This is a genomic window from Duganella sp. Root1480D1, assembly GCF_001427305.1.
GTDB lineage: Bacteria > Pseudomonadota > Gammaproteobacteria > Burkholderiales > Burkholderiaceae_D > Rugamonas.
This window is the reverse complement of the sequence record NZ_LMFZ01000045.1, coordinates 374,012-399,981: the sequence shown is the minus strand read 5'-3', so window position 1 is coordinate 399,981 and position 25,970 is coordinate 374,012. Positions and strand designations below refer to the sequence as shown.

Genomic DNA, 25,970 nt, shown 5'->3' with positions numbered 1-25,970 from the left:
GTCCGCTGCGCGCGCTGATTTATAGCTCATGCCATCAGTAGTGACGCGTTATTGGAGCTCGCCGATGATCACGCCGCCGCGGTTTGCGCCTACATAGACACGGCCAAAGACACGCATATCGCCGGTGACATAATTCGCACCTCCCCATTGGTGCTTGTCGTCATTGATCCTCTTCCAGGTGGCGCCGGCATCGAGCGATTGATAGATGCCGGACACGTTGTCGATCTTGGCGGAGAGATAGATTGCCGGGTAGCTCTGGCCGGCGCCGGCCATCCCGAATCCCACACCGTAGGCCGACTGCACATTGGCGATCTTCACCGGCGCCGCGCCGGCACCGTTGATGTGCCACAGGCCGTTCGGGGTTGCCAGCCACAGGTCGCGGCGTACCGAGCCTGGGACGGATGCCAGCTGGTGTTGCGACGACGAGGTAGGCAAGATATCGAGGCCGGAATAAATCGGCGCGAAGCCTTGGCCATTATTCGCGCTTTCCAGAATCGTGCCGGCCGAATAGTCGTAGGTGTAGAAGTAGCCGTTCGCGACCTTGTCAGCCACGGGATTGAAGAATTTGCCCGAGTTCACGGCACCCGTTACCGGATAGCCTTTCGATAGGACCCAGGTGGCGCCGCCATTGGTCGAGTAGAGCGCGGACAGTCCGCCCGGCACCCATAACAGGGTGGTACCGGTCGCGGATACGGCGATACGGCCGGCATCATAGCCGACGATGCCGGCAGACTGGCGCCAGGAGATGCCATTGTCGGACGAGAGCATGAGTGCGGTGCTGGTGGTGCGCGCTACCACGTTGGTGTTGAGTTCCGCCACATCGACGCTGTAGCTGGAGCTATTTGGACTGCTGAAATAGCCGCTGCCGCTATTGAAGGACGTGTCGTAACGCGCGCCTGCCACGTCACCCAGCGCGGTAAACAGGTGGGCGCCGCTGCTGGGGGAGACCAGCGGCGCTGTGATCCCGCTCTCTTCGATGCCGCTGACATTGAAGAGCCACGCCACGGTTGCGCTGCCCAGGTTATTGCTCTCCCACAGGCCGTAGCCGGTGTTGTACATAATGTGATTGGAATCGAACGGATCAATGTCGATGTCGCTGATCCAATGCCCCATCTTGCCGGCCAGCGAGCCACCGTAATAAGCGGTCACCCAGGGATTGGCGGGCGCTGCGTGCGTACTGTTGGCGTTCAACCCGGTCCAGGTCTTGCCACCGTCGCTTGATTTGTACAGGTCATCGCCGGTGGAAGAACGGTTGATGGTTGAGACGACGATGGTGTTGGGATTGCGGGCATCGACGGCCAGGCCGCCGTAGCCGAACGGCAAGCCGCCGCTCGGAGTGACCGGCGTGATGTTGTTCCAGCTCGTGCTGGCCGGCGTCAATTTGTAGACGGCACCTGCCGTGATGTTAGTCGGTCCAAGGCCATTGGCGTAGGTCAGTACCAGGTTCCCGGAGCCGTCCAGTGCCCCTTGCACTGGCATCAAGCCGGCCGGGCCGCCTGGCACCGGCGCCCAGGTCGTGCCGCCGTCGATTGAACGGTATAACGTTTCGCCGCTTGTCGCTGCGATGCCGACGTACAGCGTCCTTGTGGCCGTGCCCACGTTGCTGCTGGATTTGTCGAACAGGACGAAAGTGGTCCCGGCCGAGGTTGGGAAGCCCGGCACCTGCGACCAGCTAACGCCGCCATCGGTCGATTTGTACAGGCCGTTCTGGTTAGTGCCCAGGAAGAGGATCGAGCTCTTGTTCGGGTCTACCTGCAGGCGTTCGCCCGTGCCCCGGCCGTCCGAATTGCCGCCCAGGCGGAACGGCAGTTCGGTGCGCGACCACGTGGCGCCGCGGTCGGCGGAGCGCAGGATGGCGCCATTGCGCCCCGACGCTGGCAGGTACATGCCAGCCGCCACATACAGTTTCTGCGAATCGCTCGGATCGATCGCTAGCGATGCGGCACCTTCCAATTGCCTGTCGTCGCGGTTCAGGTCATCGTTAAGCGGTACCCATGTCGAGCTCCCCGGATTACGGCGGTAGACGCCGCCTATGTCGGTGCGCAGATACGCCAGCCCCTGTGCCGACGGATGATAAGTGATACCGGTAATATACCCGCCTGCGCCGAACTGCACCGCCGACCATGCATAAGTTTTTGGTGGCGTTGGTACAGGCGTATTTCCGGTAGGTGGTGGACTGGTGGTCCCGGAAGGCGGCAAGCTGATTGTCCCGGAAGGTGGCGTGCTCGTACCCGATGAGGGCGGTGTGCCCGTGCCCGTGCCCGTGGCAGGCGGCGCAGACGTATCTGCCGCGGGTGGTGTCGGCGCCGTGCTGGATGGTGGTGTTGCTGCCGTCCCGTCGGTTGGCGGGGGCGTGCTTCCGCCCGATGGTGTGGCCGGGCTTGTGCTGGAAGGAGGAGCGATGATTTGGTCGGTTGGCGCCGCCTTGTTATCGGCCGGGCTGCCTGACGATCGGTGCCAGCAGCCGGTCAGGGCGAGTGGCAGTATGACTGTAGTCAGGAAAACTTGATTAGCTGGTTTATTCATTATGCGAAGTCTGCGATATCCATATCTTTAACATCTTGAATAAAACGTTGCTTTATGGCAATTATGATAAATGCCAAAGGCATTTATGATTCTTCTCATTTCCAACCGGCTGGAAAGATTCAAGCGCACCTCGCCGATATGGTATATGATGGGCATCATGCAGAAGAAGACCACCAAATCACCGTTGCCCAGTCGTAAAGAAGAAACTCACGAACGTATCGTGGAGGTCGCAGCGCGCGCCATTCGCCGCACCGGCTACAGCGGTACCGGTGTTGCCGACATCATGAAGGAGGCCGGCTTGACGCACGGCGGTTTCTACGCGCACTTCGAATCGCGCGATGCGCTGCTGGCGGAAGCCGGGGATCGCGCCGGTGCCGAATCCGTGGCGCTGGCGGCACGCGTGGCGGCGACAGCTCCGCCAGGGCAAGCATTGCAGGCAATGATGCAGGCCTACCTGTCGCCCGAACACATCTCGGCCATTGAGACTGGTTGTCCGGTCTCGGCGCTGGGATCGGAAATGCCAAGGCAGGCGCCGGAGGTGCGGCGTGCGGCGACCATTCACATCAAGGAGATGATTGACTTGTTTGCGCGTCAATTGCCGGACTGGGGCCAACCGCAGGCGCATGAGCGAGCAATGGCGCTGGTGTGCGGCTTGATCGGTACGACAATGGTGGCGCGTGCGGTCGATGATCCCAAGCTGTCGCAAGCACTGTGCGCAGCCGCGCTAAAACAATTTACACCGGCCGCCGAGTGATGTGGGCGCCACGGCCGCGCCTTTTTTTTGCTTTGGAATATGATGAGCATCATATTCAGTGTGTGACTTGAGAAGAAAGTGACGTTATGAAAAAGATTGCTTTGGTTACCGGCGCCTCGTCCGGGATTGGTGAGGCGACAGCAAGGCGCCTGACGCAAGCTGGCTTCAAAGTGTACGGCACCAGCCGCCGTGGCGCACAAGGGGCAACGGGGGCATTCGAGATGCTTTCACTCGACGTGACCAGCGACGCCTCCGTGCAAGCGGCCGTCGCGGCAGTGGTTGCCGCTGAAGGGGGCATTGATTTGCTTGTCAATAACGCTGGTTTTGGCGTAGCCCCTGCGGGTGCGGAAGAAAGCTCGATCGAACAGGCGCAGGCGATTTTCGACACGAATTTCTTTGGCGTGGTCCGCATGACCCGCGCTGTCCTGCCGCACATGCGGGCAAAGGGAAATGGGCGCATTGTGCACATCGGTTCTGTGCTGGGCTTCCTCCCGATGCCTTACGGTGCTTTGTATTCGGCCAGCAAGCATGCCATTGAGGGCTACTCGGAATCGCTGGACCATGAATTGCGCCATTGGAGCATTCGTTCAATCGTGATCGAGCCGGCGTATACCAAGACACCATTCGATGCCAACTTGCTGGAACCCGATTCAAAGCTGGAAGCCTACGGCGAGGTGCGGGATGTCGTCGCCCGCCGGGTGCAGAAAGCGATGGACGGCGCGGAGGGACCTGAGATCGTCGCCGAAACGGTATTGGAAGCGGCGCTGGCACGCAGGCCCAGACTCCGCTACACCGCTGGAGTCCTGGCCAGGCGGCTGCGCTTGCTGCGTTCCTTCGCACCAGCGGGGCTGGTGGACGCCGGCTTGCGTAAGGACTTGAACCTCGCTTAGTGCGCCTTTCAGGCCTCCCGCACTATTTCGTCACTCTCCAGGGAATAAAACAATGAAAGCATTAGTCTTGAAGCGCTACGGCGGCGCAAAGCATATCGAGTTCGCGGATGTTCCGCGGCCAACGATCAAGCCGGATGAAATCCTGGTCCAGGTTCACGCAGCGGGTCTCAATCCCATCGATAATATGATTCCCGCCGGGAGCTTCAAACCCATTATCAAACTCCAATTGCCGGCGACCATGGGGAGCGATCTCGCTGGCGTTGTCGTCGCGGTCGGGAGCGCGGTGACCCGATTTAAAGTCGGCGACGCGGTATTTGCCAGCACCTTCGACCTCGGTGTCGGTACGCTAGCCGAATATGCCGCTGTGCCGGAGCGCGTAGCGGCGAGCAAACCTGCTAACCTGGACTTTGTGCAGGCCGCGTCAATTCCAATGGTAGGCCTGACCTCGTGGCAAGCGTTGGTGGAACGTGCCCGATTGCAGCCGGGCCAAAAGATGTTCGTGCCAGCCGGTGCAGGCGGTATCGGCAGCTTTGCCATCCAGTTGGCGAAGCTGCTGGGAGCCAAGGTGGCAACGACGACCAGCACGGCCAATGTTGAATTTGTGCGTAAGCTCGGCGCGGACGAAGTGATCGACTATAAAAAGCAGGAATTCGAAGAACAACTCCGCGACTACGACGTGGTGCTTGGCACGCTGCGCGGTGGCGAGCTGGAAAAGTCGCTTCAGGTCGTCAGGCCCGGCAGCCAGATCGTTTCGCTGGTCGGGCCGCCGGATGCTGCATTCGCACAGCAGCGCGGGATGAACTTCTTGATGAAGTTCGTGTTCGGCCTCCTGAGCGGCGGGATCATTCGAAAGGCAAAGCAGCGTGAGGCCAGCTATTCTTTTCTGTTCGTGCGTCCGGATGGGCGGCAATTGACAGAGATCGGCGCACACCTCGCTGCGTCGCGCCTGCATCCGGTAGTCGACAGGGTATTTCCTTTTGCCCAGGCAAAGGAGGGCCTCGCGTACCTCGAGCAAGGCAGGTCGAAAGGCAAAGTGGTGGTGCAGATGTGTTAGCTTTCTTGTTGTTTGAGAAGGCGCCAGTAAACGGAATAGCGTTGATGATGCAGGTCAAATAACGGCCGAAGGACAATTCCATTTGCTGGACCGGCGTCCTTGATCTTGAACGCGGACGGATCGCCGGGGATTGGAGCGAGCCAATCGGCGGGATCGCTGGACGTGCTGACGATATCGGGAACCGGTGCCCTGGCGATCTTCAGGTAGGCATCCTTGTCGCCCACGTCGCTGCCAGGCATATTGTGCTTGCCAAGTTCTCCGGCCAGCAATACGGGACCATAGAATATGGAAACCATCGACGAGACGTCCCTGGCGTGCTCAAGTCGCAGTCCAGCTGGAAGTGTAAGGTCGATCACGTCACCGGCCTTCCATTGCCGCCTTAACGAAACATAGCTTGAGGGCTTTGCATCCACGTGTTGCGGCTTCTCGTTGATTCTTACTGAAACCGGCTTGGCGACCCACGCGGGGATTCGCAAATTGAGGGCGATGGCTTTGGCTCCGGCTTTGACCACCTTCAGGCGCACCGGCTGACCCCGCGTGATATCCCCATGCTGCCGCAAGACGATCCCGGCTTCCCGCCAATTGAGCTCGGAGGGAATATACAGGTTCACCCAGAGTGCATCGCCCTCGTGGAAGTAAATGCCTTCGTTATAGCGTGCAGTGTTTTCAATGCCGCTGCCGGTACAGCAAAAGCTGCCGTTAAGATAGGTGCGGAAGTCCCCATGGAGCGGCGTGAAGTAGGTCATGGCGCCCGAATCGGGGGCGACAGACGCCAGCACGTGGTTGTACAAGGCACGCTCGTAGTAGTCAGCAAGCTCCGCACGGCGGGTGCGCTCGAACAGCCTGGCGGTAAGCTTGAGCATGTTGTGGGTATTGCACGTTTCGGCAGTAGTCGGGGGTAATACCTTCCGGTCATCGATCGACGGGCCAGCCTCCGTGCCGGGTGTGTCGAACCATTCGTTAAACGAGTTGCCTCCGTTGACGAACGAATGTTTGTGCACGACCAGCCGCCAGAAGTTCTCGGACGCTTTCAGTTCCTCCGGGTTGCCATCGGCGTTTGCGCAGTTGGCCAAGCCCACCGCTTGCGCGATGTGCGTATTCGCGTGTAAGCCGCCGAGCCGATCCTCGCCCTCGGCAAGTGGGCCGACAAACCATGTGCGATTGAACATGCGGGCGGCGTCGAGGCGCCGGGGATCTTTGCTGATCTTGAAGAGTTCCGTCAGAACATCACCCATCGCACCAAATTCGTTTTGTGGATTGCGGCTGGCGTCCGTGCGGAACATCCTCTCGATCTGCGTGGCTTGAAGCGCCGCGAGTCGTTTCCCAAAGTAGTCAGCCATCCCGGTGACGATCTGGAGCGCCTGCTGGTTTCCGACATAGGCATGGGCGTCGAGGAGGCCCGACATGATCTTCTGGATCGTGTAATAGGGCACCCCGATGCCCTCGGCGTCGGCCCCTGGCTTGCCTTCAAGCTGGTCAAACGCCGCCGGGGAAAAGGCTGCCAGGTAACCATCCAGATTCAGCTTCACCTGACATTTGGATAGCTCTCCCACGATATAGTTGACCCGGTTGCGAAAAAGGGTGCTTCCCGTAGCCGCCGCCATGCGCGAGGCGGCGGACAAATAGTGCCCGGTCATGTGCCCGCGCAGAAATCCACTGTCCCAGCCGTCGTAGCCTTTGTCGACGCCTTCCTTTTGGGGAAGTTGGGCCACAGCGCGGTAGGGGTAAAGCAGCTTGTCGGGGTCATAAGAAGCCAGTACCCCTTTGCGATGCAATTCCTGCCGCACGTAAAACGGACTTCCCGGCAGCAGGCGCGCCTCGGTTGCCAGGAAGGCGCGAGCCGCATCGACTGGAGCAACACCCGGCGCGGGATGTGCAGATTGACCAAGGTCGCAGGCGGCACAATGTGCCGGCAGCGCGGCCAAGGTGGCCTTGAGCATCGAGCGTCGGGTGAAGGGCATATGAAAGGTTTTCGTCAAATGGCCGTGTTCATCATGGCTTGGTAGCGAACAGTCCGAATTCGGCGAGATCGGTAAAGGTGGCGTCGCCGTTATTGGCCGTGATGTTGAGCCGGTAGTAGCGATAGGCGCCAGGTCTCGAGACCGCGTAACTGTTTGGTGCGAAGCGCCGGGCGAACGCCTGGTTGTTTTGAGCATCAAGAGTTTGCCAGGTGACGCCGTCGTTGGAACCCAGTAGCTCCCAGGCCTTCGGGTCGCGGGGAACCAGGTCGTTGGAACTGATGACGGTGTAGCGCTGGACTGTCTCCTTGTGTCCGAGGTCATACTGCAGCCAGCCCGTCACGCCCTTGTAGAACCATTGCGTTGCCGAGTTATGGTCGAAGGCGCGCTTGGCGTTGTCCACATTGTTCGCACTGTCGCTGGCGGTACCGCCGGTGGCGACATTGACCATCGGGTGGAACGGCGTTGCCGCATCCTCGGGGGAATTGGCGCTTACGCCCGCGGAGTTTGCCGCCGTTACGGTGTAATAGTAGGTCGTGCCGTTTGTCACCGATTTGTCGGTGTAGCTGCCGCCCTTGACGTCCGTTGCGATGGCGGTGTAAGGGCCGCCGCTCACGGTGGCACGCTTGACAATGTAGCGAGTGGCGCCGAAGGAGCGCTGCCAGCGTAGCGGTACGGCGCCATCGCCCGGGGCAGCCAGCAGCGTTGCTGGCGCTGCCGGGATCACGCTCGGTGCATTCCCGTCTCCGCCAGTGATCTGGACGTTGCTGAAGACTGAGCTGTTCGGCGTGCCGTTTGCGGTCGAAGAAACTACCAGGCCGGCGTAGATCTTGTCCGGAAGAGGGCCGTCGATACGGCCGACGTCTGTCGCAGCCCAGTTGGTGCCATCGGGAGACAGGTAGCCGGTGATGACGTTGCCGATGCGCTCGAGCTTCACCCAATAAGAGGCCGTCGTGCTCGCAATCGGGAGGACTTTGTTCGCATAGTTGCTGCCGCCATACGCCGTGAGATTGCGCATGTTCTGCTCGGCCGCAGCGCGGTTGGCGATCGCCATCCACGCGCGCGGGGCGCCCTGGTCGAGGCTTGTGCGCATCATCACGCCCGCCTTGGCGGAAGGTCCGGTATTCTGGACCGATTCCACCTTGGCGATGATGGCACCATCGCCGACAAGAGCCTTGTAAGCGAAGTAGCAACTGTCGTTTGTGCCCCAGATCTCCGATCCGCCGCCTTTCACGGTCCATTTGCCGGCGGTATAACTGGCAGTGCCAGTTGGGGTGGCGCCGCCGAGATCAATGCTGCTCAAGCCAGCGGTAAGCGAGGTCGTCGACGGTATGGGGAGCTGTGGCGCAGGCGCAGCGACGGAGGCGTCGGCGTCCTTCAAGAACATGAAGCTGTTGCCATCCACCGGCATCCAGAGACGTCTTTGTGCGATAAACGGAGCCTGCAAACCTTTGCGAAGGGCGTAGGCGCCATAAATCTGATTGAGCACGACGTTCCCGCCACCCCCGCCGTCCCAACCGCGGTTGGTCATGTCGGCAGTGTAATAGGCATCGGTGGTGCCAAACGGGAGTGCAGTGGTCGGTACGAGCTCGTTCACCCGCGCAAAATATTCACCGGCGGCCAGCAGCCGATCGTCAAAATCGGAATAGACGTCGATGCCTTGCTTCCAGAGCGCCTCGGAGAGCATGATCAGCGATTTCAGCTGCCCATGGAAGTGGCCTTGATCGCGCAGGGAGTCGCCGATCATGCCGATATCGTTGGAATTGCGCAGTCCGATGTGGGCCAGCGTGCGCAGCTGGTAAACAACTTTGTCCAGCGCCACCGCGTCGTCGTTGAAGATGTCCATCAAACCGAGGGCAACCAGGGCCAGCGCCCCCTTGTTGGCGGCGCCGAACTGATGCTCGCCGTAGGGGTTAGATGCCGGTATCAGGACGTTTTTGAAATACTTCTTCACTGTGGCGGTGTCGGCTTCCGTCCAGCCCGGCCAAGTGCCGCGCAGGATGTCGGCGCCGCCCACGAACATGTAAGCGTAGTCGCCCAGGTCAAGCATCGACTCGCGGCCGGTGAACTCCACCTGGGTGGTGGCCCACGCCATGAGGATTTCGCGCGCCTTCTTTGCGTATTCCTGGTTGCCGGTGAAATGCCACATGCGCGAGAGATTCCAGATCGCGACCATGTCGTTGCGCCATGCCCAGAGATTGACGTCCGGCGCACGGCCCACTGTCGCATAGGGACCGCCCATGACATAGGTTAACTTGGCCTTTCCATCGTTCGCCAATTGCTGGTAGGCGGACTTCCAGGGTTCCCGGCCCTGGTCGACGTAGGTCTTGAGCGTGTCGAGGTCGGATCGAGTGAGCGCGATGCCTGGGTGGGCGAAAACGCGGGCCGCTGTGCCGCCTGTGCCGGGCGCGGTGCCAGTGCTGGGCGTGGTGCCAGCGCTAGGTGGAGTCCCGGTGCCTGGCGCAGTGCCACTATCGGGCGTGGTGCCGGTGCTGGGCGTATTGCCAGTAGCAGGCGTGCCGCTAGTGCCACTTGACGCCGGGGCGTTGCTGGCGTTGTTTGGTGCCGTCGTAATACCAGCATCCTCTGTGCCGGCGCCACAGCCCACAGTGAGGCCCGCTGCGATGATCGACAGGACAATTGTTCGCATCTTGTATTTTTTCATACCTTCCTTCGAATGGTTGAAGTTGCTTTGCGGCAATTGTCGGATCGCCTCCGTACCTTGGCAATTACGAATATTCGCAACGGGCTTAATGAAATTCACCAACGGCGGCAGAGGAAGCATGCTTGGCGGAACGGCAGTCGCTTTGCTCCTTGTTCAGTATTGAGCAGGTTGACGGCAAAGCGAGCTCACCGGGTTTTCACCCTTCGCGGTGATCACACCCAGCTGGTACGGGATTTTGATGTAATCGTCCACGCGCACTGCCGGGTCGTTGCCCTGGAACAGATACTCGAGCGGCCGGCAAGGATCGATGGTCATCGTTTGATCGGGATTCGTTCGAATCATCTCCCCATGCGAGATACCTTCGGACCATAGTTGCTCGACGTTGTCACGGCTGGCAAACGTGTTCATTGGCGCGGAAGAAAATGGCTCCCATTTGCCGCCCAGTCCATTGCTCTTCCAGATCCGGAAATAGCGTCCCTTTGGCGAAATCGCCTCTACAAGTGTGATGTAGGTCTGCGAACCGGCAATCCTGTAGGTATTGCTGGCCTCGAACAGGTCCTCCATTTTTTCGCTCATGACGGCGACCGTGTTATGGAAGCCATTGGGGAATTGGCCGATGGTAGTTTCGGATCGCAGCAGTCGGCCATGATCATCGGTATTGAACAGATAACATTTTGCTTCGTCACAAATCACCCAGAAATCCAGCCAGCCGTTACCCTGCGGCGGTTTTACGATGTCTGGGGCAGCGGCAAACAAGGGTTTGGGCGCACTCCACGATAGGGGGTCTCCGACGTCCTTCGATGTCGAGTAAAGCGGATCGGGCCCCTGGTAAATGAGGTACCAGGTTTTTTGCGGTGCGAAGTAAAGTACTTGCGGTGCAGCGCGGTATCCAGGGCCCATCGGAGATTGGGCGAGCGGCACTATCTTTGCAGTCCGGGCGTCGGACCACTTCTCAAAGCTTGTGTATGCCAGCCCCCATCCATCGGATCCGGCGGTCGTCATAAATACGTGATACTTGCCCCCCGCATGGACGATACTCGGATCTTTCACTGCGTAGCTTGCCCGGCCAGGAGCGGCCTGCGGCAATATGAGCGGTGCGCTGGATGTCCAGCTGAATGCCGGCCTTGCAGTGCTGACCGGGATCGCACTGGTTCCACTGCATGCAGCCAGGGCAGCCAATGCGGCCAACCCGAAAAGGTGGGGAATTACTCTCATCGTTCGTCCTCATTTGCAAACGAACAGACTCTAGGCAATGCCTTTCCGCGGGTCAACGAAAGCGCAATCGTTTGAAAGAAATCATAAGCGGCCTCGGCCGATTTATAGGACGCGGCATTGGAGTGCTACTTCCGGCGCAGTTCCTCGATCGCGAGGACGGCCTTTTCCGTGTCATGCGGCGGCTTGAGGAACTGGCGCAGCCCCTCGAACACCGGACCAATCAGTTCCGCCTTGGCCTCCCGGTCGAAGAATGTACTCAGTCCAGCCGCATTGGCCAGCACCTGTCGTGCAGCCTCTTCCATCCGGATGGGTGGGGACAAGGCGCTGGCCTGCGCCGGGAAAGTCTGGTCCGCCTCGGCGATGTGCCGCACCGCGCCGCTTTCGGCGAGAAAGGCCAGGAAGCGCTTGCGGGCTTGGGGATTTGCTGCGCGCGCCGGCAAGACCAGCACGTCGAGCGGGACGTCCTCAAATTGCGGCATGTCGGGCAAAATGCTTGGGAAGGCAAAGAAACCTATATCGTCCGCAAGCGCCGCAGGATACTTTGCGGCGACGAAGCTGCCGGTCAGCATCATGCCTACCTGGTTGCGGTACAAGTAGGGCAGGACACGCTCGTGGTTCATTTCGATGGTCGGTTTGAAGAAGTAGCCCTTGCGCAGCAAGCTTGCCCAGGTATTGAATACTTTCTTGACCCTATGATCGGTAAAAGGGACATCGCCACGGAGCAGCTTGCGGTGGAATTTCAGGCCATTGATGCGCAGGTCAAGGTAGTCGAACCAGCCGGCGGCAGGCCAGTTGTTCCCGGCACCCAGGCCGATCGGACTCACACCCGCAGCCTTCAACCGTTCGCATACGCGCTGGAATTCGCCCCATGAGGTTGGCGGCTCAAGACCAAGGCTCTGGAATAGCGATTTCCGGTAGACGAAGCCCCATGGGTAGTAATACAAGGGGAAGCCATATACCTCGCCTTCGATGCGGGTCCCCTCCAGGGTGGCCGGATAGAACTTGTTTTTTTTGAGTAGCGCAAGCGTATCGTCATCCAGCGGGGCCAGCAATTTGTTTTCGACCGCGTCGCGCAGGCCTTCTCCCGCGTACCAGAATGCGATGTCGACCTGTCCGCTGCTCAGCCGAGCTGTGAGATCTCGCTGGTATTGCGCCCACGGATAGTCGTTTTGCGTCACCGCAATATCTGGGTTTGTCTTGGAGAACTCACTGATGATGCGTGTCCACGCGGTTCTCTGGGCTCCGTGCGACAAGATATAGTCGACAAACAGCTGTTCGGCTCCGGCGGCCAAACTGGGCAGGCTGTAAACCAGGCATGAGGCCACTGCTCCCTTCAGCCAGACCCGGCGGCGGGAAAGCTTGTGGATCGAGGGCTTGGTCTCTGTAGCCGTCATGAAACAAGTTTGTGCCCAAGACCGGGGCCTGTCAATGACAGTCAGAAACGTCGACGGCTGGCACCGAGGCGGTTTGCCACGCCACCAGAACGATTCGCTCAGAAAGGAGGCAGGCTACGCCGGCCTTTGACCGTCAACTTCACGCCGATCCCCGCAGCCTGTCCGCCTGGCTGGCCGCCGCCAATCCAGATATCGGCTGTTCCGGGCTCGACGTTGCGTTGGCCTGCCGCGTCGACGGTGCTGAGCGCCTTGGCGCCGAGCGTGAAGCTGACGCGCCGCGTTTCACCAGCGCGCAGGGCGAGGCGGGTAAAGCCGGCGAGCGTGCGGTTCGGCGCGCCGGGGACTGGCCGCGATACATACCATTGCACCACTTCGTCGCTGGCCCGCTTGCCCTCGTTTTTTACGTCGACCACGAGTTTGACGTCGCAACCGGCGCACACCGTCTTCGGCACTGCCGCACCAGTCTTGTAAGTAAAGCGGGTGTAGCTCAAGCCATGGCCGAACGGGTACAGCGGCTTGCCCTTGAAATATTTATAGGTGCGGCCCTGCATGCCGTAGTCCTTGAACGGTGGCAGGTCCGCGGCGGACTTGTAGAACGTCACGGGCAAGCGTCCGGCCGGGCTGAAATCGCCGGCAATGAGTTCGGCGATCGCCTGTCCGCCTTCGCCGCCCGGATACCAGGCCTGGATGATGGCCGGTACATGGCGGTCGGCCCAGTTCAAGGCCATGGCGCTTCCGCTCATGTTGACCAGCACCAGGGGTTTGTTCAGCGGGCCCAGCTCCGCGCTGAGCTGTTCCAGAAGGGATTGCTGCGGCGCCGGCAGGTCAATGCTGGTGCGGTCGCCGCCAGCGAAGCCTGGCGCGTGCACGGACATTTCCTCGCCCTCCAGCTGCCAGGTCAGGCCGCTGACGAATACCACCAGGTCGGCTTGCCGGGCTGCTTCCAATGCTGCTGCGTTGTCGAAGCTCGGGCGCGTCCATTGCAGTTGCTGTTCTCCTTCCCAGCCGGTCTGCTGCGCCTCGATTTCGATCCGGTACAGCTTTCCTGCATCCAGGGTAAGCCCGGTGTTCGAGGTCGGCCAGGCAAGGTCCCACATATCGGCCGCCAGTTGGCCATCGATACGGATACGGTAGGTCTGGTTGCCCTTCAGGCGGAAATGGTGCGTGCCACTTTCGGCCGCGCGAAGGTAGCCGGACCAGCGCGTCGAGGTCTTGCGTTCGGCGTTGTCGGGCCATCCCCATTTGAGCGCGGCATTGGCAGCGGATTCAATCGCACTTGGGGCGCCCGCCAAAGCGAGGTTGTCGAATCGCTCCAGTTTGACGCCTGGACGGGTGCACTCGGCATCGACGCACAAGCGGTCTGCCGGAACATCCTGCAGGGGCGGGGCGACCCAGCCGGTGCCTTCGATGTGCGTCACGCGCGCCTGCGGGAACCGGGCGCGCAGGCCTGCTACCACTGTCACTGGCCGCGACGGCGTGCCGTTGTAATTGCCGACCAGGGCGTCGACGCTATCGGCATTCGGGCCGATGACGGCAATGCTGCGGGGCGCTTGCTTCAGCGGCAGCAATCCCTCGTTTTTCAGCAGCACCAGCGATTGCCGCGCTGTTTCCAGGTTCAGGGCACGGTGGGGTGGTGTGTCGACCTCGCTGGCCGCGATTTGGCCGAAAGTTCCGCTGCCAGGCTTGTCCAGCAAACCAAGGCGGATGCGCGTCTCCAGCAGGCGCAGCACGGCGCGGTCGAGAACCGCTTCGGCCAGCAAACCTTGTTGTACCGCCCGCACCGTCGTGGCGGGAGTTGCCGTTGGGCTGCTACCGAATTCACACATGACGTCGGTGCCGGCATTGAAGGCTGCCGCCACGGCTTGCTCCGGCGTTGCGGTGAAGTGGTGTGCATCGGCATCATGGATGTCAGCCACCGCCCCGCAATCGGAGACCACATGGCCCTGGAAATGCCAGGCGCCGCGCAGGTAGTCCTTGAGCAGTTTGTCGCTGGCGCAGGCGGGTACGCCATCCACTGAGTTGTAGGCGCACATGACCGCCATGGCCTGGCCCTCGGTCACCGTGGCATGAAATGCCGGTAAATACGTTTCGGTCAGGTCGCGCGGCGAGGGATGGACGTCTTCGCGGTGGCGGTCGGCTTCCGGCCCGCTGTGGATCGCGAAATGCTTGACCGTGGCAGAGACCTTGGGCGCGGAAGGATTGTCTCCTTGCAGGCCGTGTACGTAAGCCACGCCGATGCGCGAAGTCAGGTAGGGGTCTTCGCCGTAGGTTTCCTGGCCGCGTCCCCAGCGCGGGTCGCGGAAGATATTGATATTTGGCGACCACACCGTGAGACCGCGATACAAGGCGGTCGAGCCATCCGGGCCAACGGTTTGCCGGTATTTGGCGCGGAACTCCGTGGCAACCGTATCGGCGACGCGCGTGACGAGAGGGACGTTCCAGGTCGCCGCCAGAGCGATCGCCTGCGGGAACACCGTGGCATTGCCGGCGCGTGCCACGCCGTGCAAACCTTCATTCCACCAGTCATATGCGGGGATGGCCAGGCGCGGAATGGCAGGCGACTCATGTTGCAGCAGGCTGGCTTTTTCGTCGAGTGACATGCGGGCCAGCAGATCCCGGGCCCGCTGCCCGGCATCGTCAGCGCTGGCTGACTGGGCCTGGCAGGCATGGAACGAAAAGGCCATGGAGACGAGTGCCGCGAGGATGGTGCGGCGATTGCGGAAATTAGTCATGTAATGTCGAGGTTAGACTAGAGCTTAAGAATCCAGCGGCGCCGATAGCAGGCTTTCAGGATCAGGAACTGGAACACGAGATAAATCAGTCCGAAGCTGAGCGATGCTGCATAAGGATCGAACACGCCGCTCAAGGCGGCCTGGCTGGCGCTGCGTATCGAAGCCGCGCCGCCCGGAAAGTACCAGCTGTAATCGAGCAGCGGCGCTAGCAGAAAGCTGGTCACATAGGCCAGTAGAGGGTTGGCGCCGTATACCTTTAACGGGAACAGAAGCGTGTGGGTTAGTGGCCAGTTGGCGAGGATGCTGAATACGGCCAGCAGGGCCAAGGAGAACCCGGCGCTGAACAGCACGAAGGTAGCGGTATAAATATTCTTGATGATCGGGCAGATGCCGCTCAATAACAGCGCCGCGACGATCAATGCTGCGCCGGTGGCAAAGGCCGTTGCAGCGGGGCGTTTGAGCTTACCGTTCATATGGGCGAGACCGGCCAGGACGCCAATCAATACGCTGGCGCTGCTGGTGTAAGCGTTGAGCAAACCGTCTGGGTCGAAAACCACCTTGCCTTCGACCGGCCACCAGATGAACATATGCGGGACGGTGAACACGTTCCGGTCGATGTACGCGGGCCAGCTGCCGACCGGGTCAAAGCGGGGCGCACCGAAGCCTGGCACCGGAACAAAATAGAGCAGGGCCCAATGCGAAGAGAGGATAAAGAGCGTGGCGCCGAGTAGAAGGTAAGGCCTGAACTTCGGCGTGCTGCCGGCCCGGCGCTGCATCGTCAGCAGGACGAGGCTGAGCGCCAGCGCGAAGGCCAGTCCGATCTTCTGCAGCACCCCGGGGATGCGTAAATGAACGAGGTCAAAACCGGGATAGGCGTTCAGGAACAGGCCCAGTGCGACCAGCATCGCGGCGCGCCACATTCCGTGGCGCCAGAGCGCTGTGGTCGATTGTCCCATGTTCATCCGATGTGACAGCGATAAGGGCATTGCGGCGCCGATGCAGAACAGGAAAGCCGGCGCCACCATGTCTACCAGGTTGCCGCCTTCCCATTTGGCATGGACCATCCATCCATACTGTTTTTCCCACGCTCCAGGGGTGAGATTCAACAGCATGCCGATGATGCTGAGGCCCCGCAGCCAATCGAGCGCCTGCCAGCGCGCCGCGCCGCCGCCGTGTGCAGCGCGTGGCGGCACAACCTGGAGTTCAGCATCATCCATGGGAGATCAGGCGCGACGGCGCGCCAGGCCAGCGGCGGCCAAGCCGCCCAGCATCAGCAGCAATGTGCCGGGAAGCGGTACGGCTTTTGCCGCGGCATCGACTTCGACGTTGTCGATCTGATTGAATGCGCCAGAGCTCAGTCGCAGTTCGGTGATGCCGGCAAGTGCCGTGGTCCAGGTGCCTGCATCCTGGATGACGCCGAGCAGGTTGCCGTCCGCCGAAACATCGCTTGCGTCGGTGAGGTAATCGAAACTTGCCAGGTTGAACAGGCCGCCCCCGACGCGAGTGAGGGTGACGTAGGTGTCGGAACCGTTGTCCAGGCCATCGTGCCAGTTGAAAGTCTGGGGCTCGAAGGTGCCGGTGCCGATGTTGGCCGTGCCGGGGGCTGCGTTCGGGGCGTGCAGGGTCAGTTTGAAGCCGGATTCCACATAGCTCAGGTCTGTCCCGTCATAGCTCATATTGGCGGCCAGCGGGAAGCCGTCGCCGTACATCATCTCGGTAAGGCTGTCGAAACTGAGGACCGCTGCACTGGCGCTGCTCGCTGCCGCGCCAAGCACGACGGCGGCGATGAAGGTGCTGAATTTCATGTCATTCTCCAGGAAATGGTGGGTGATGCGCCGGCAGTGCCGGCGCGATCATCAATAGCTGAACACGACGCCGCGGCCGGCAGCGCTGGCGAACACGCGTCCCGGTACCGACTGGTCGGCGGCCAGGTTGCCAAGGCCGGCGTACTGGTGCTTGTCGTCATTGATACGGCGCCAGTTCGCGCCGCCGTCGTCCGAACGGTGCACGCCCCACACGCCATTGATCGTGCCGACGATGTAGATCGAGGACGAATACGTGGCGCCGGCAGGAGCCTTGCCCAGAGCGATCGAGGTCGCGCCGTACACTTCCGGGTACATCCAGCCTGGATTGCTGCCCCAGACCGGGGCCGTTGCCGCGAGCTTGGTCCAGGTGGCGCCGGAGTCGGTGGAGTGGAGGACGCTGAAGCCATCGGTGACCCAGATATCGCCTTCGGCATTCGGGTTGACCGCCACGGATGAATGGCCGAAGTCCGCTACCAGCGCGCCGGCGGCGATGAACGACGTGCTCTCGGTGAAAGTGTGGCCGCCGTCGGTCGAGGTCCAGAAATGGGCGGTGTCGGACCACTGGTTCCACCACGCGCCGCCCGAATTATAGGCATACACCTTGTTCGGATTTTTGCGGTCCGCGACGACTCGGTAGCCGCGATTGATGCCGACGGCGCTCAGGGCCGGCAGGTTGGTATAAGTCCACGTTGCCCCTTTATCGGTGGTGTAGGCCGGTCGGGAGTTCGCCGGGGCCCATACGATAAAGCCTGGCTTGGATACGGCGATATTGGACTCGCCGCCCTGGTTGGCGAGGGCGTCGGGGTGGTTGGCGGCAAAGGCTGTCCAGGTCACGCCGGAGTCGCTGGAGTATCCACCTGCGACGTTGGGCGTATTCCATACAGGGCTGCCGATGGCTGCGATGTAGGAGGGCGTTGACCAGGCCATGTCGGCGCTGAAACCGTTGCCGAACCAGCCCAGCGGGCCGCGGGTCGGCTTCTTCAGCAATTCGGTCTGTACGTGGGTGCCGATGTCGCCCGAGCTGCGTAGCAGTGTATAGCTGGCGCCCTTGGGGGGCGTCATCAGGGCCAGCGTGGCGGTTTCTTCGAGGCTGTTCACGGCCAGGTTCCAGCTTGGGCTGGCCGCCGAGGCATTCCTGGTTTCCCAGACGCCGCCACCGAACACGTGCAGGATGCGCTCAGGGTTGTTCGGGTCGATCTCGACATCGTCGATCCAGCCGGAAAAATCTCCTTCGGACGGGGTGTGCGGCGTCATCGAGGAGATTTCACGCCAGGTCAAGCCCGCGTCGTCCGAGAGCTGGACGATTGGCTGGCCCTGCCAGTTGCCCCAGGAATTCGTGACGCCCAGTGCAATACGGGTGGTCGGGCCGGAACCGGAAACGGACAGGCCGCCCAGGCCGAAGTTGACCCATTGCTCCGTATCGTAACTTTTCAACAGCGTCCAGTTGGCGCCGTCGAACTTGTAGAGCCGGCCCGGGCCCCCGGCGCCGGGACCCATGTCGCGCGTGAACGCCATATAGATCATGCCGTCCTTGGCGCGGACCATGTGGGGAATGTGGTAGCCGCTGACCGGCGTGGCGATGCCGGTCCAGGTGGCGCCGCCGTCGTTCGATTTGTACAGGTTGTAATTCAGCCCGGCAGCGTTGGCGTAGTCAGGCGCCACAGTGGTGTAGATGGCCTGCGTGGCGCTGCCGGAAGCAGTGCCCGAAGTGTCGAACAGCACGCCCTCGATACCGCCCGACGCGCGCCCTGGCAGGGCAGGGATCTGGTCGCTGCTGTACTGGAACGAAGACAAGGACGTGAGCTGGGCCCAGGTCTGGCCATAGTCCGCGCTCCTCCACAAGCCGGAGGTACGCGAGCCGTAATACAGGACTGAGGACTGGTTCGGATCGACCACCAGGCGCTCGCCGATGGCGCGGCCGGGATCATTGGAACCCACGCGGAATGGCAGGTCGACGTGGGTCCAGTGGTCGCCGCGGTCGGTCGAAATGTAGAGCCGGCCATTGCGACCGGCCCAGTCGTACATGCCCGTCACCAGGTAGACGCGTTTGTCATCGTTCGGATCGAGGCCGATGCTTTCGGCGCCATTGAAGAATTCTTCGGTGATGCCGAAACCGTCCGTGATCGGGATCCAGGACGATGTGGCGGCATCCCAGCGATAGCTGCCGCCCATGTCGGTGCGCGCGTAAAGCACATCCGGGCTGGTCGGGTGAAAGACCAGGCCGGGTACATAGCCGCTGCCGCCGTACTTGACGTTCATCCAGCGCGTACCGGTGGTGCTGGCCGTACTGCTGGTGGTTACCGTGGCGGCGAATTGCGGCGCCTGGTCGGACGGACTGCTGCCGCCACCGCAGGCGGCCATCATTGCGGCCACCACGCAGGCAAGGGCGAGGGTTGGTTTCTTCATCCTTTATCTCCAAGAAAAAATCGAATCGAGTTTGTTGGGAACGGGCCGGCGGCCGCTCGTTACGGCTTGTCCGGCAGGCCCGTCGGGCCAGACTAAGTGGAGCGGGTCCCGATTTCTCGAATTCGTGGCGATAAAACTTGGAATGTGCAGAAAGTTGAAAAGAATTACACAGTATTAGAAGCTGATCCGGAAGCTGCTAGCCACTTGGGTTGGCAGGCTGGCTGGCAACTGGATCGTCAGTGCCTCATCGCTTTGCTCCCAGCGCAGCGGGGTGGCGCTGCCCAACAGGGAGACCGCCTTCACTGGCCGCGTTTCAAGGCCCGCCTTGCGGCCCAGGGACTGGATACGCACTGCCGCTGTCGGCGTGCCGAGAGTGATCGCGTAGAGAGCCCCGTCTTTCGTTGTGAAGCGGATGTCCTGCGGCGTGTACGCGGCGTTTTCCTGGAAGTGGCCGGACGTGGCTTTGGTCGGCCCTTCACCGAAAGTCTTCCAGGGGCGCGTGCCATAAATCGCATCGCCATTGACCGACATCCATGCCGCCATCTCCTTCAGGAACTGCATTGGCTCGGGTGGCAAGCTGCCGTCAGGATACTGCACCACGTTCAGCAACAGGTTGCCGTTCTTGCTGACGATATCTGCCAGCATGTGCACAACCTCGGCGGTGGTCTTGTATTTGTAGCCTTCGCTGTAGAACCAGTCGCCAATCGAGGTGTCGGTTTGCCATGGCAGCGGATTGATACCCTCCATGACACCGCGTTCCACGTCCTGCACTCCGGCTTCGCGGATGAATTCACCAGAACCGATGTTCTTGTGGTTGTACACCGCCTCCAGCTTGCCGCCATGGCTGGCGCGGTTGGCATTGTAGAAGTTGGCCACCAGACTGCGGCCCACCTGGCCGAAGGGCAGGCCGCCGTCGGAATAGAGCAGGTCGGGCTGATAGCGCGTCACCAGGTCGGTGATGCGCTGGTACCACTCCTGCTGGAAGCGCGTATCGGTGGTGTACCAGCCGCTCGAGCCGCGATATGGCTGGTTATGCGCGCGATGGTAAAGCGAGGCGTATTTCGGATCGGCGCCGTCGTAGTCGACGCCCAGCATCGGCCAGATCTGGTCGTAGCCATGGCTGGGCGTGAACCAGCCATAGCTGGCGCCCAGGTGCTCCGATACGCCGAAACGCAGGCCGGCTTTCAGCGCGGCCTTCTTCCAGTCACCCACGATATCGCGCTTGGGGCCCATTTTCACGGCATTCCACTCGTGGTAGCGCGAGTCCCACAGGTCGAAGTTATCATGGTGGACGCCCATGCTGACGAAGTAGCGTGCGCCGGCCTTCTTGTACAAGGCCATCAAGGCATCCGGCTCGAACTTTTCCGCTTTCCACAAGGGGATGATGTCCTTGTAGCCCGACTTGGAAGGGTGGCCGTAGTGCTCCAGGTGGTGTTTGTATTGATCGGTTCCGTAGATGTACATATTGCGAGCGTACCAGTCGCCTGCGCGCGGAACGGACTGTGGCCCCCAATGCGACCAGATGCCGAATTTGGCGTCGCGGAACCACTCGGGCGTCTTGTAGGTTTTAAGCGACTCCGCCTCGGGATGGAATGGGCCGGGAACCGTGGTCAATTGAACGGGCTCCTCCTGCGCCTGGACGGCGTGGATCGGGATCGACAGGGCAAGTAGTGGGGCGGCAAACGCAAGTAGCGTGGCGCGGCGATTCGGCATGGCTTAGGCTCCGGACTGTTGGTTTTGATTATCCGGGTCAGGTTAAATTCAATCACTGCACCGGGCAAGCGATACCGGGTGTTTTACGGGCTGGGTGAGAAATTTCGTTGGCCCGGTTGTTAACTTTCGCAATTGCCGCTTCATTCGCGCCGCTCGCACAATGGCCATAGTCAAGCAAGTCGAGAGTCGGCACAGAATGAAATCGCAAAGAGACAAGCATTGCGCCAGGCCCGCCAGGCGGACATTACTCGTGGGGCTGGGTGCCCTGGCGTTTGCCGCAAGCGCGCCATCAGGTGCCTCCGAACAGGTTCCGACATTTGCGGCCATCTTCGGCGACCATGCCGTCCTGCAGCGCGACCAGCCGATAGAAACCTGGGGCAAGGCGCAGCCGGGAGCTTCTGTTACCGTCAGGCTAGGCGGCGAAACCGTGCAGGCCAAAGCAGATAGCGGCGGCAAGTGGCGCGCCCGGTTGCCGGGCCTGTCCGCTGGCGGCCCTTTTTCGCTGAGTGCCAGTACGGGTGGCGGCACGACGACGTTGAACGACATCCTGGTCGGGGACGTCTTCCTGTGCGGCGGCCAGTCGAACATGGAACTGGCCATGGCAAATGCGACCAATGCGCCGATGGACGTGACGTATTCGGCCAACCCGCAGATCCGCTTCGCCAATATCGCGCGCGAAACCTCGCCGGTCCTGCAGGAAGAATTCAGGACCGCCCCACAATGGCAGGTGGCGGGGCCGCAGACTACCGGCCAGGCTTCCGCCGTCTGCTATCACATGGCGCGCAGCTTGCACCGCCAGTACAAGGTGCCGGTAGGCTTCGTCAACGCCAGTTGGGGCGGCAGCGCGATCCAGAGCTGGATCAGCGGTGCCTCCATGCGCAAGCTTGGCACCTACCAGCAGGCGCTCGACGTGGTGGATGCCTATGGCGCCGACACCGCAGCCGGGATGCGCGCTGAGGAAGAGCGCCAGGAAGCATGGTGGGCCAGCGTCGATCCGGGCGCCCGCGTGCAACTGGCCTGGGTCAATCCGGAATTCGACGACAGTGCCTGGCCCGGCATGGAGGCCGGTGGACGCTGGAGCGAATCTTCCATCAGGGAAGTCAGCCGGCATCGAGGCGTCGTCTGGTTCCGCGCCACGGTGGAGCTGACTGCGCAGCAAGCTGACGCCGGCGCGCAATTGTTGCTTGGCCAGATCGCTACCGCGGACACCACCTGGGTCAATGGAGTGCGTGTCGGCGCCAGTATCAACTGGTGGTCGGGCCGCGACTATCCGGTGCCGAAGGGCGTACTCAAGCCGGGCAAGAATGTGATTGCGGTGCGCGTGCTGGATGACGATAACGGCGGTGGGTTGGTGAGCCCGGCCGACCAGCGCGCGCTACGATTTGCCGACGGCAGCAGCATCGCTTTGCCCTCGCGCTGGAAATACCAGCTTGGATCCCGTCTCAAGGCGACGCAGCCGCCGACGCCCTGGGAGCCGCCGACCAGCGTCACCACGCTGTACAACGGGATGATCGCACCGATGCAGGGCTTCAGGTTCAAGCTGGCAGCCTGGTACCAGGGCGAGGCGAACGCCGGCGCCGCGCAGGAATACCGTACCTTGCTGCCACTGCTGTTTGCCGACTGGCGCAGGACGTTCGCGCAGCCCGAGCTGCCATTCGTGGTGGCCCAGCTGACTGCTTTCGGTTCGGTGGCGACCACACCTGGCTATTCGGCATGGGCCGAATTGCGCGAGGCGCAGTCGGTGTCGGTGCGCAACGATCCCCATGCGGGACTGGCGGTGACCTTCGACTTCGGGGACCGCTCCGACATCCATCCCGGCCAGAAGGCAATCGTCGGCGCCCGCCTTGCGCGGGCGGCGCGGGTTGTCGCTTACGGCGAAAAAATCACGCCGGGCGGACCGCAGGCGGTTTCGGCAAGCCGTAGCGGGAAGGATATCGTGGTCCGGTTCACCGACACCAACGGGGGCTTGCGCACCTATTCCTCGGATACGGCGATTGGTTTCGAAGTCTGCGCGAATAAGGTGTGCAAATACGCCCACGCGACCGCCAAGGGCGATACGGTCACCCTGCATGGCGCCGCGACAGGAAGTGCAAGCAAAGTGCGCTATGCCTGGGCCGACGCGCCTTTCATTAATCTGTTCAGTGCAGACGATCTGCCTGCCAACGGGTTTGAACTGGAGGTGAAATGAGATTCCTGTTGCCTCAATGGTCATTCGCTATGCTGCTTTTCGCCGCCGCAGGTGGCGCGGTTGCTGCGTGCGCTCCGGAGGCCCTGGGCACTTCCCGTGTGTTGACGCTGAAGCGCGAATATACGGCTTACGGCACGGTGCAGCATGGCGCCCTGCCACTGGAGAAGGGAGAGGTGGTCCTGACTTTTGACGACGGGCCGAATCCGGAGACGCTTGACAGGGTGCTGCAAGCGCTCGCCTCACAGTGCGTGAAGGGGACTTTCTTCATGACAGGGGCCAATCTTGCCAGCCACCCGGAACTGGGACAGCGCGTCGTGCAGGCCGGCCATACCCCGGCTCTGCACAGCTTCGCACACCCTTTCCTGAAGTCGATGCCCGACAACGAACAGCTGGCCGACCTGGCGCGCGGCATGCAAACCTTTTCCGGCGTTTTCGGATACGGACCGGCCGCATACCGTTTCCCCTTCCTTGAAGAGACGCCTGCGATCCTGGCGCAGCTCAAGCAACGCAAGATCACCGTGGCCTCTATCGATGTCGGCATCGACGACTACAGCCCAAATGACATGAGCACTGCGGCGCTGGTGGCGCGCCTGGTGGAACGGCTGCGCCATAGCGGTGGTGGCATCGTCCTGATGCACGACGCAAATGGCCCGACGGCCGAAGCGCTGCCGGCTCTGCTGAAGGCCATCCGCGACAACGGCTACAAGGTCGTGCACCTGCGCTGGGAATGATTACCGATTGATAATGAGAAAAATGAAGATGAAGAAACTGAGTGCGATTTTTGGATTGACCCTGGCCAGCGGTGCCGCGTTGGCGCTCGAAAGCCCGAACAAGCAGTTGGACGTGTCGGTTGTCGTCAATCCGGACAAGACCCTGTCTTATAGCGTCAAGCGCAATGGCCAGCCTGTGCTCCTGCCGTCGCCACTGGGTCTGAACCTGGCCGGCGTGGACTTCGCTCGCGGCCTGAAGCTGGTGAATACGTCGCCGGTGCAGCCGGTTGCCGAGCAATACGAGATGGCGGTCGGCAAACGCCGCGACATCCAGTACCGCGCCAATGAACAGGTGTATTCGCTGGTGAATGCCGCCGGCAACAAAATGGATGTGGCGTTCCGCGTATCCGACGACGGCGTGGCCTTCCGCTACGTGGTTGCTGACGCAGCGATTCCGGTCAAGCGTTTCGTCAGCGAGGCCTCCGGTTTTGCTTTCGGCCAGAATACGCGCGCCTTCCTGCAGCCCTTGGCGGTGGCCAAGTCCGGCTGGGGCAAAACCAACCCGTCTTATGAAGAGCATTACCTGCTTGATGTTCCTGTCGGACAGGCCGCTCCGCTGAAATCCGGCTGGGCGTTCCCGGCGCTGTTCCGCAGCGGCGATACCTGGGTAGCGTTGACGGAAGCGAATATGGATGGCAGCTTCCACGCGTCGCGCCTGGCGACCGCGTCGCCCGGCGGCGTGTACCGCATCGACGGGCCGACGCCAAAGGAAGTCTTCACCAAGGGAAGACTGCTGGCTGAAACCAAAGGCACGTTTGCAACGCCGTGGCGCGTGGTCGCGGTGGGTGCGCTTGGGACCGTGATGAATTCCACGCTCGGCACCGACCTGGCGGCGCCGGCCGTCAAGTTCGATGCCAAGCTGGTGCAACCTGGCCATGCGTCCTGGAGCTGGCCGCTGCTCAAGGACGGGGCCACCGTTTACGACGTGCAGAAGAAGTTCATCGACTATGCGGCGGACATGAAATGGGACTACACCCTGGTCGATGCCGAATGGGACAAGCAGATCGGCTACGACAAGATGGCCGAACTGGCCGGCTATGCCGCAGCCAAGGGAGTGAGCCTGCTGGCGTGGTACAACTCCGCCGGCGACTGGAATACTGCGCCGCAGACGCCGCGCAACAAGCTGCTGACACATGATGCCCGCCTGAAGGAATTCGGACGCCTGCGCGACATGGGCATCAAGGGCATCAAGGTCGACTTCTTCGGCGCCGATGGCGTTTCAATGATCCAGTACTACGTCGACATCCTGAAGGATGCCGCCAATGCCGGCCTGCTGGTCAACTTCCACGGCGCCACGCTGCCGCGCGGCCTGGAGCGAACCTACCCGAACCTCATGACGGCCGAGGCTATCCGCGGCCTGGAGTTCACCACATTCGACCAGAAGGATGAAGACGTAGTGGCCGGCCATGCAGTGAATGCAGCCATGATCCGCAACCTGTTCGATCCGATGGATTTCACGCCGATGGTATTTGGCGACAAGCCAAACATCAAGCGCTCCACCCGCAACGGTTTCGAGTTGGCTGAGTCGGTCCTGTTCCTGTCGGGTATCCAGCACTTCGCGGAGATCCCGGAGGGGATGTCCGCGGTGCCGGAATATGTCCGCGGTTTCCTGCGCGACTTGCCGCGCCGCTGGGACGACAGCCGTTTCCTCGCCGGCTATCCAGGCTCGCACGTTGTCGTGGCACGTAAGGCCGGCGGCAGCTGGTATGTGGCGGGCATCAATGCCGACAAGAGCGAGCGCACTGTCGAGCTGGACCTCTCCTTCATCGGCAATCGCAAAGGCACCATGATCAGCGACGGCGCAGGAGATCGCGAATTCAGCCAGAAAGAACTTGCCACCGGCAAGGCCCGCGTGACGATCAAGCCGCGCGGCGGCTTTGTTGCGGTATTCCGCTGATTG

The 25,970-nt window shown here is 61.5% G+C and carries 16 protein-coding genes; 6 read left to right on the top strand and 10 right to left on the bottom strand.

Annotated elements, in window-relative coordinates:
- Positions 1–48: 48 nt before the first annotated feature.
- On the bottom strand, positions 49–2,115 hold the full coding sequence (locus ASD58_RS24575) for a hypothetical protein (protein ID WP_057264064.1): 2,067 nt from the start codon (positions 2,113–2,115) through the stop codon (positions 49–51).
- A 556-nt stretch (positions 2,116–2,671) separates the two neighbouring features.
- Here ASD58_RS24575 and ASD58_RS24570 point away from each other — a divergent pair.
- The 3 genes from ASD58_RS24570 (at position 2,672) to ASD58_RS24560 (ending at position 5,224) form a co-directional block, all read left to right on the top strand.
- Positions 2,672–3,280 carry a TetR/AcrR family transcriptional regulator gene (locus tag ASD58_RS24570; protein ID WP_057264062.1) on the top strand — a complete coding sequence of 203 codons (609 nt, stop codon included), beginning with the start codon at positions 2,672–2,674 and terminating at the stop codon, positions 3,278–3,280.
- Between the two features lie 86 nt (positions 3,281–3,366).
- On the top strand, positions 3,367–4,170 hold the full coding sequence (locus tag ASD58_RS24565) for an oxidoreductase (RefSeq protein ID WP_057264060.1): 804 nt from the start codon (positions 3,367–3,369) through the stop codon (positions 4,168–4,170).
- Between the two features lie 52 nt (positions 4,171–4,222).
- Positions 4,223–5,224: an NADP-dependent oxidoreductase gene (locus tag ASD58_RS24560; protein WP_057264058.1), complete on the top strand. Its 1,002-nt coding sequence runs from the start codon at positions 4,223–4,225 to the stop codon at positions 5,222–5,224.
- On the opposite strand, the gene ASD58_RS24555 is transcribed toward ASD58_RS24560, so the two are convergent.
- The 9 genes from ASD58_RS24555 to ASD58_RS24515 all read right to left on the bottom strand — a co-directional run bounded on the left by ASD58_RS24555 (position 5,221) and on the right by ASD58_RS24515 (position 21,112).
- A complete protein-coding gene (locus ASD58_RS24555) occupies positions 5,221–7,203 on the bottom strand; it encodes a beta-L-arabinofuranosidase domain-containing protein (protein WP_156401465.1) in 1,983 nt (660 codons plus the stop codon). The two genes, ASD58_RS24560 and ASD58_RS24555, sit on opposite strands and share 4 nt — an antisense overlap.
- A 13-nt stretch (positions 7,204–7,216) precedes the next feature.
- On the bottom strand, positions 7,217–9,847 hold the full coding sequence (locus tag ASD58_RS24550) for a discoidin domain-containing protein (RefSeq protein WP_229210096.1): 2,631 nt from the start codon (positions 9,845–9,847) through the stop codon (positions 7,217–7,219).
- A 153-nt stretch (positions 9,848–10,000) separates the two neighbouring features.
- Positions 10,001–11,062, bottom strand: a complete 1,062-nt coding sequence (locus ASD58_RS24545) for a non-reducing end alpha-L-arabinofuranosidase family hydrolase (RefSeq protein ID WP_200951679.1) — start codon at positions 11,060–11,062, stop codon at positions 10,001–10,003.
- A 125-nt stretch (positions 11,063–11,187) separates the two neighbouring features.
- Positions 11,188–12,456, bottom strand: coding sequence for an ABC transporter substrate-binding protein (locus tag ASD58_RS24540; protein WP_082565658.1), 1,269 nt, complete (start codon positions 12,454–12,456; stop codon positions 11,188–11,190).
- A 98-nt stretch (positions 12,457–12,554) separates the two neighbouring features.
- Positions 12,555–15,188 (bottom strand): glycoside hydrolase family 3 C-terminal domain-containing protein, encoded by a 2,634-nt coding sequence (locus ASD58_RS24535; protein WP_057264052.1) that lies wholly within the window; start codon positions 15,186–15,188, stop codon positions 12,555–12,557.
- Between the two features lie 17 nt (positions 15,189–15,205).
- Entirely contained in the window at positions 15,206–16,405 is a 1,200-nt protein-coding gene (locus tag ASD58_RS24530) for an acyltransferase family protein (RefSeq protein ID WP_057264050.1), read from the bottom strand.
- Positions 16,406–16,411: 6 nt separating this feature from the next.
- Complete coding sequence (locus ASD58_RS24525; protein WP_057264047.1) at positions 16,412–16,993, bottom strand: PEP-CTERM sorting domain-containing protein; 582 nt, start codon at positions 16,991–16,993, stop codon at positions 16,412–16,414.
- 51 nt (positions 16,994–17,044) lie between these two features.
- A complete protein-coding gene (locus tag ASD58_RS24520) occupies positions 17,045–19,399 on the bottom strand; it encodes a sialidase family protein (RefSeq protein ID WP_057264046.1) in 2,355 nt (784 codons plus the stop codon).
- Positions 19,400–19,573: 174 nt separating this feature from the next.
- On the bottom strand, positions 19,574–21,112 hold the full coding sequence (locus tag ASD58_RS24515; protein ID WP_057264044.1) for an alpha-L-fucosidase: 1,539 nt from the start codon (positions 21,110–21,112) through the stop codon (positions 19,574–19,576).
- 196 nt (positions 21,113–21,308) lie between these two features.
- Between ASD58_RS24515 and ASD58_RS24510 the strand changes: the two genes are divergently transcribed.
- The 3 genes from ASD58_RS24510 to ASD58_RS24500 are packed head-to-tail and all read left to right on the top strand — an operon-like array spanning position 21,309 to position 25,967.
- Positions 21,309–23,300: a sialate O-acetylesterase gene (locus ASD58_RS24510; RefSeq protein ID WP_082565657.1), complete on the top strand. Its 1,992-nt coding sequence runs from the start codon at positions 21,309–21,311 to the stop codon at positions 23,298–23,300.
- A complete protein-coding gene (locus ASD58_RS24505; protein WP_082565656.1) occupies positions 23,297–24,031 on the top strand; it encodes a polysaccharide deacetylase family protein in 735 nt (244 codons plus the stop codon). The genes ASD58_RS24510 and ASD58_RS24505 overlap by 4 nt, the downstream gene beginning before the upstream one ends.
- A gap of 28 nt (positions 24,032–24,059) precedes the next feature.
- Positions 24,060–25,967 (top strand): glycoside hydrolase family 97 protein, encoded by a 1,908-nt coding sequence (locus ASD58_RS24500; protein WP_057264154.1) that lies wholly within the window; start codon positions 24,060–24,062, stop codon positions 25,965–25,967.
- The last annotated feature ends 3 nt before the right edge of the window (positions 25,968–25,970 follow it).

Bases quoted from the DNA above. Each gene is read 5' to 3' on its own strand.
- ASD58_RS24565 (WP_057264060.1), top strand. From the start codon at position 3,367: ATGAAAAAGATTGCTTTGGTTACCGGCGCCTCGTCCGGGATTGGTGAG.
- ASD58_RS24515 (WP_057264044.1), bottom strand. From the start codon at position 21,112: ATGCCGAATCGCCGCGCCACGCTACTTGCGTTTGCCGCCCCACTACTT.
- ASD58_RS24525 (WP_057264047.1), bottom strand. From the start codon at position 16,993: ATGAAATTCAGCACCTTCATCGCCGCCGTCGTGCTTGGCGCGGCAGCG.
- ASD58_RS24540 (WP_082565658.1), bottom strand. From the start codon at position 12,456: ATGACGGCTACAGAGACCAAGCCCTCGATCCACAAGCTTTCCCGCCGC.
- ASD58_RS24510 (WP_082565657.1), top strand. From the start codon at position 21,309: ATGAAATCGCAAAGAGACAAGCATTGCGCCAGGCCCGCCAGGCGGACA.
- ASD58_RS24545 (WP_200951679.1), bottom strand. From the start codon at position 11,062: ATGAGAGTAATTCCCCACCTTTTCGGGTTGGCCGCATTGGCTGCCCTG.
- ASD58_RS24500 (WP_057264154.1), top strand. From the start codon at position 24,060: ATGAAGAAACTGAGTGCGATTTTTGGATTGACCCTGGCCAGCGGTGCC.
- ASD58_RS24550 (WP_229210096.1), bottom strand. From the start codon at position 9,847: ATGAAAAAATACAAGATGCGAACAATTGTCCTGTCGATCATCGCAGCG.
- ASD58_RS24505 (WP_082565656.1), top strand. From the start codon at position 23,297: ATGAGATTCCTGTTGCCTCAATGGTCATTCGCTATGCTGCTTTTCGCC.
- ASD58_RS24560 (WP_057264058.1), top strand. From the start codon at position 4,223: ATGAAAGCATTAGTCTTGAAGCGCTACGGCGGCGCAAAGCATATCGAG.
- ASD58_RS24570 (WP_057264062.1), top strand. From the start codon at position 2,672: ATGATGGGCATCATGCAGAAGAAGACCACCAAATCACCGTTGCCCAGT.
- ASD58_RS24520 (WP_057264046.1), bottom strand. From the start codon at position 19,399: ATGAAGAAACCAACCCTCGCCCTTGCCTGCGTGGTGGCCGCAATGATG.
- ASD58_RS24535 (WP_057264052.1), bottom strand. From the start codon at position 15,188: ATGACTAATTTCCGCAATCGCCGCACCATCCTCGCGGCACTCGTCTCC.
- ASD58_RS24530 (WP_057264050.1), bottom strand. From the start codon at position 16,405: ATGGATGATGCTGAACTCCAGGTTGTGCCGCCACGCGCTGCACACGGC.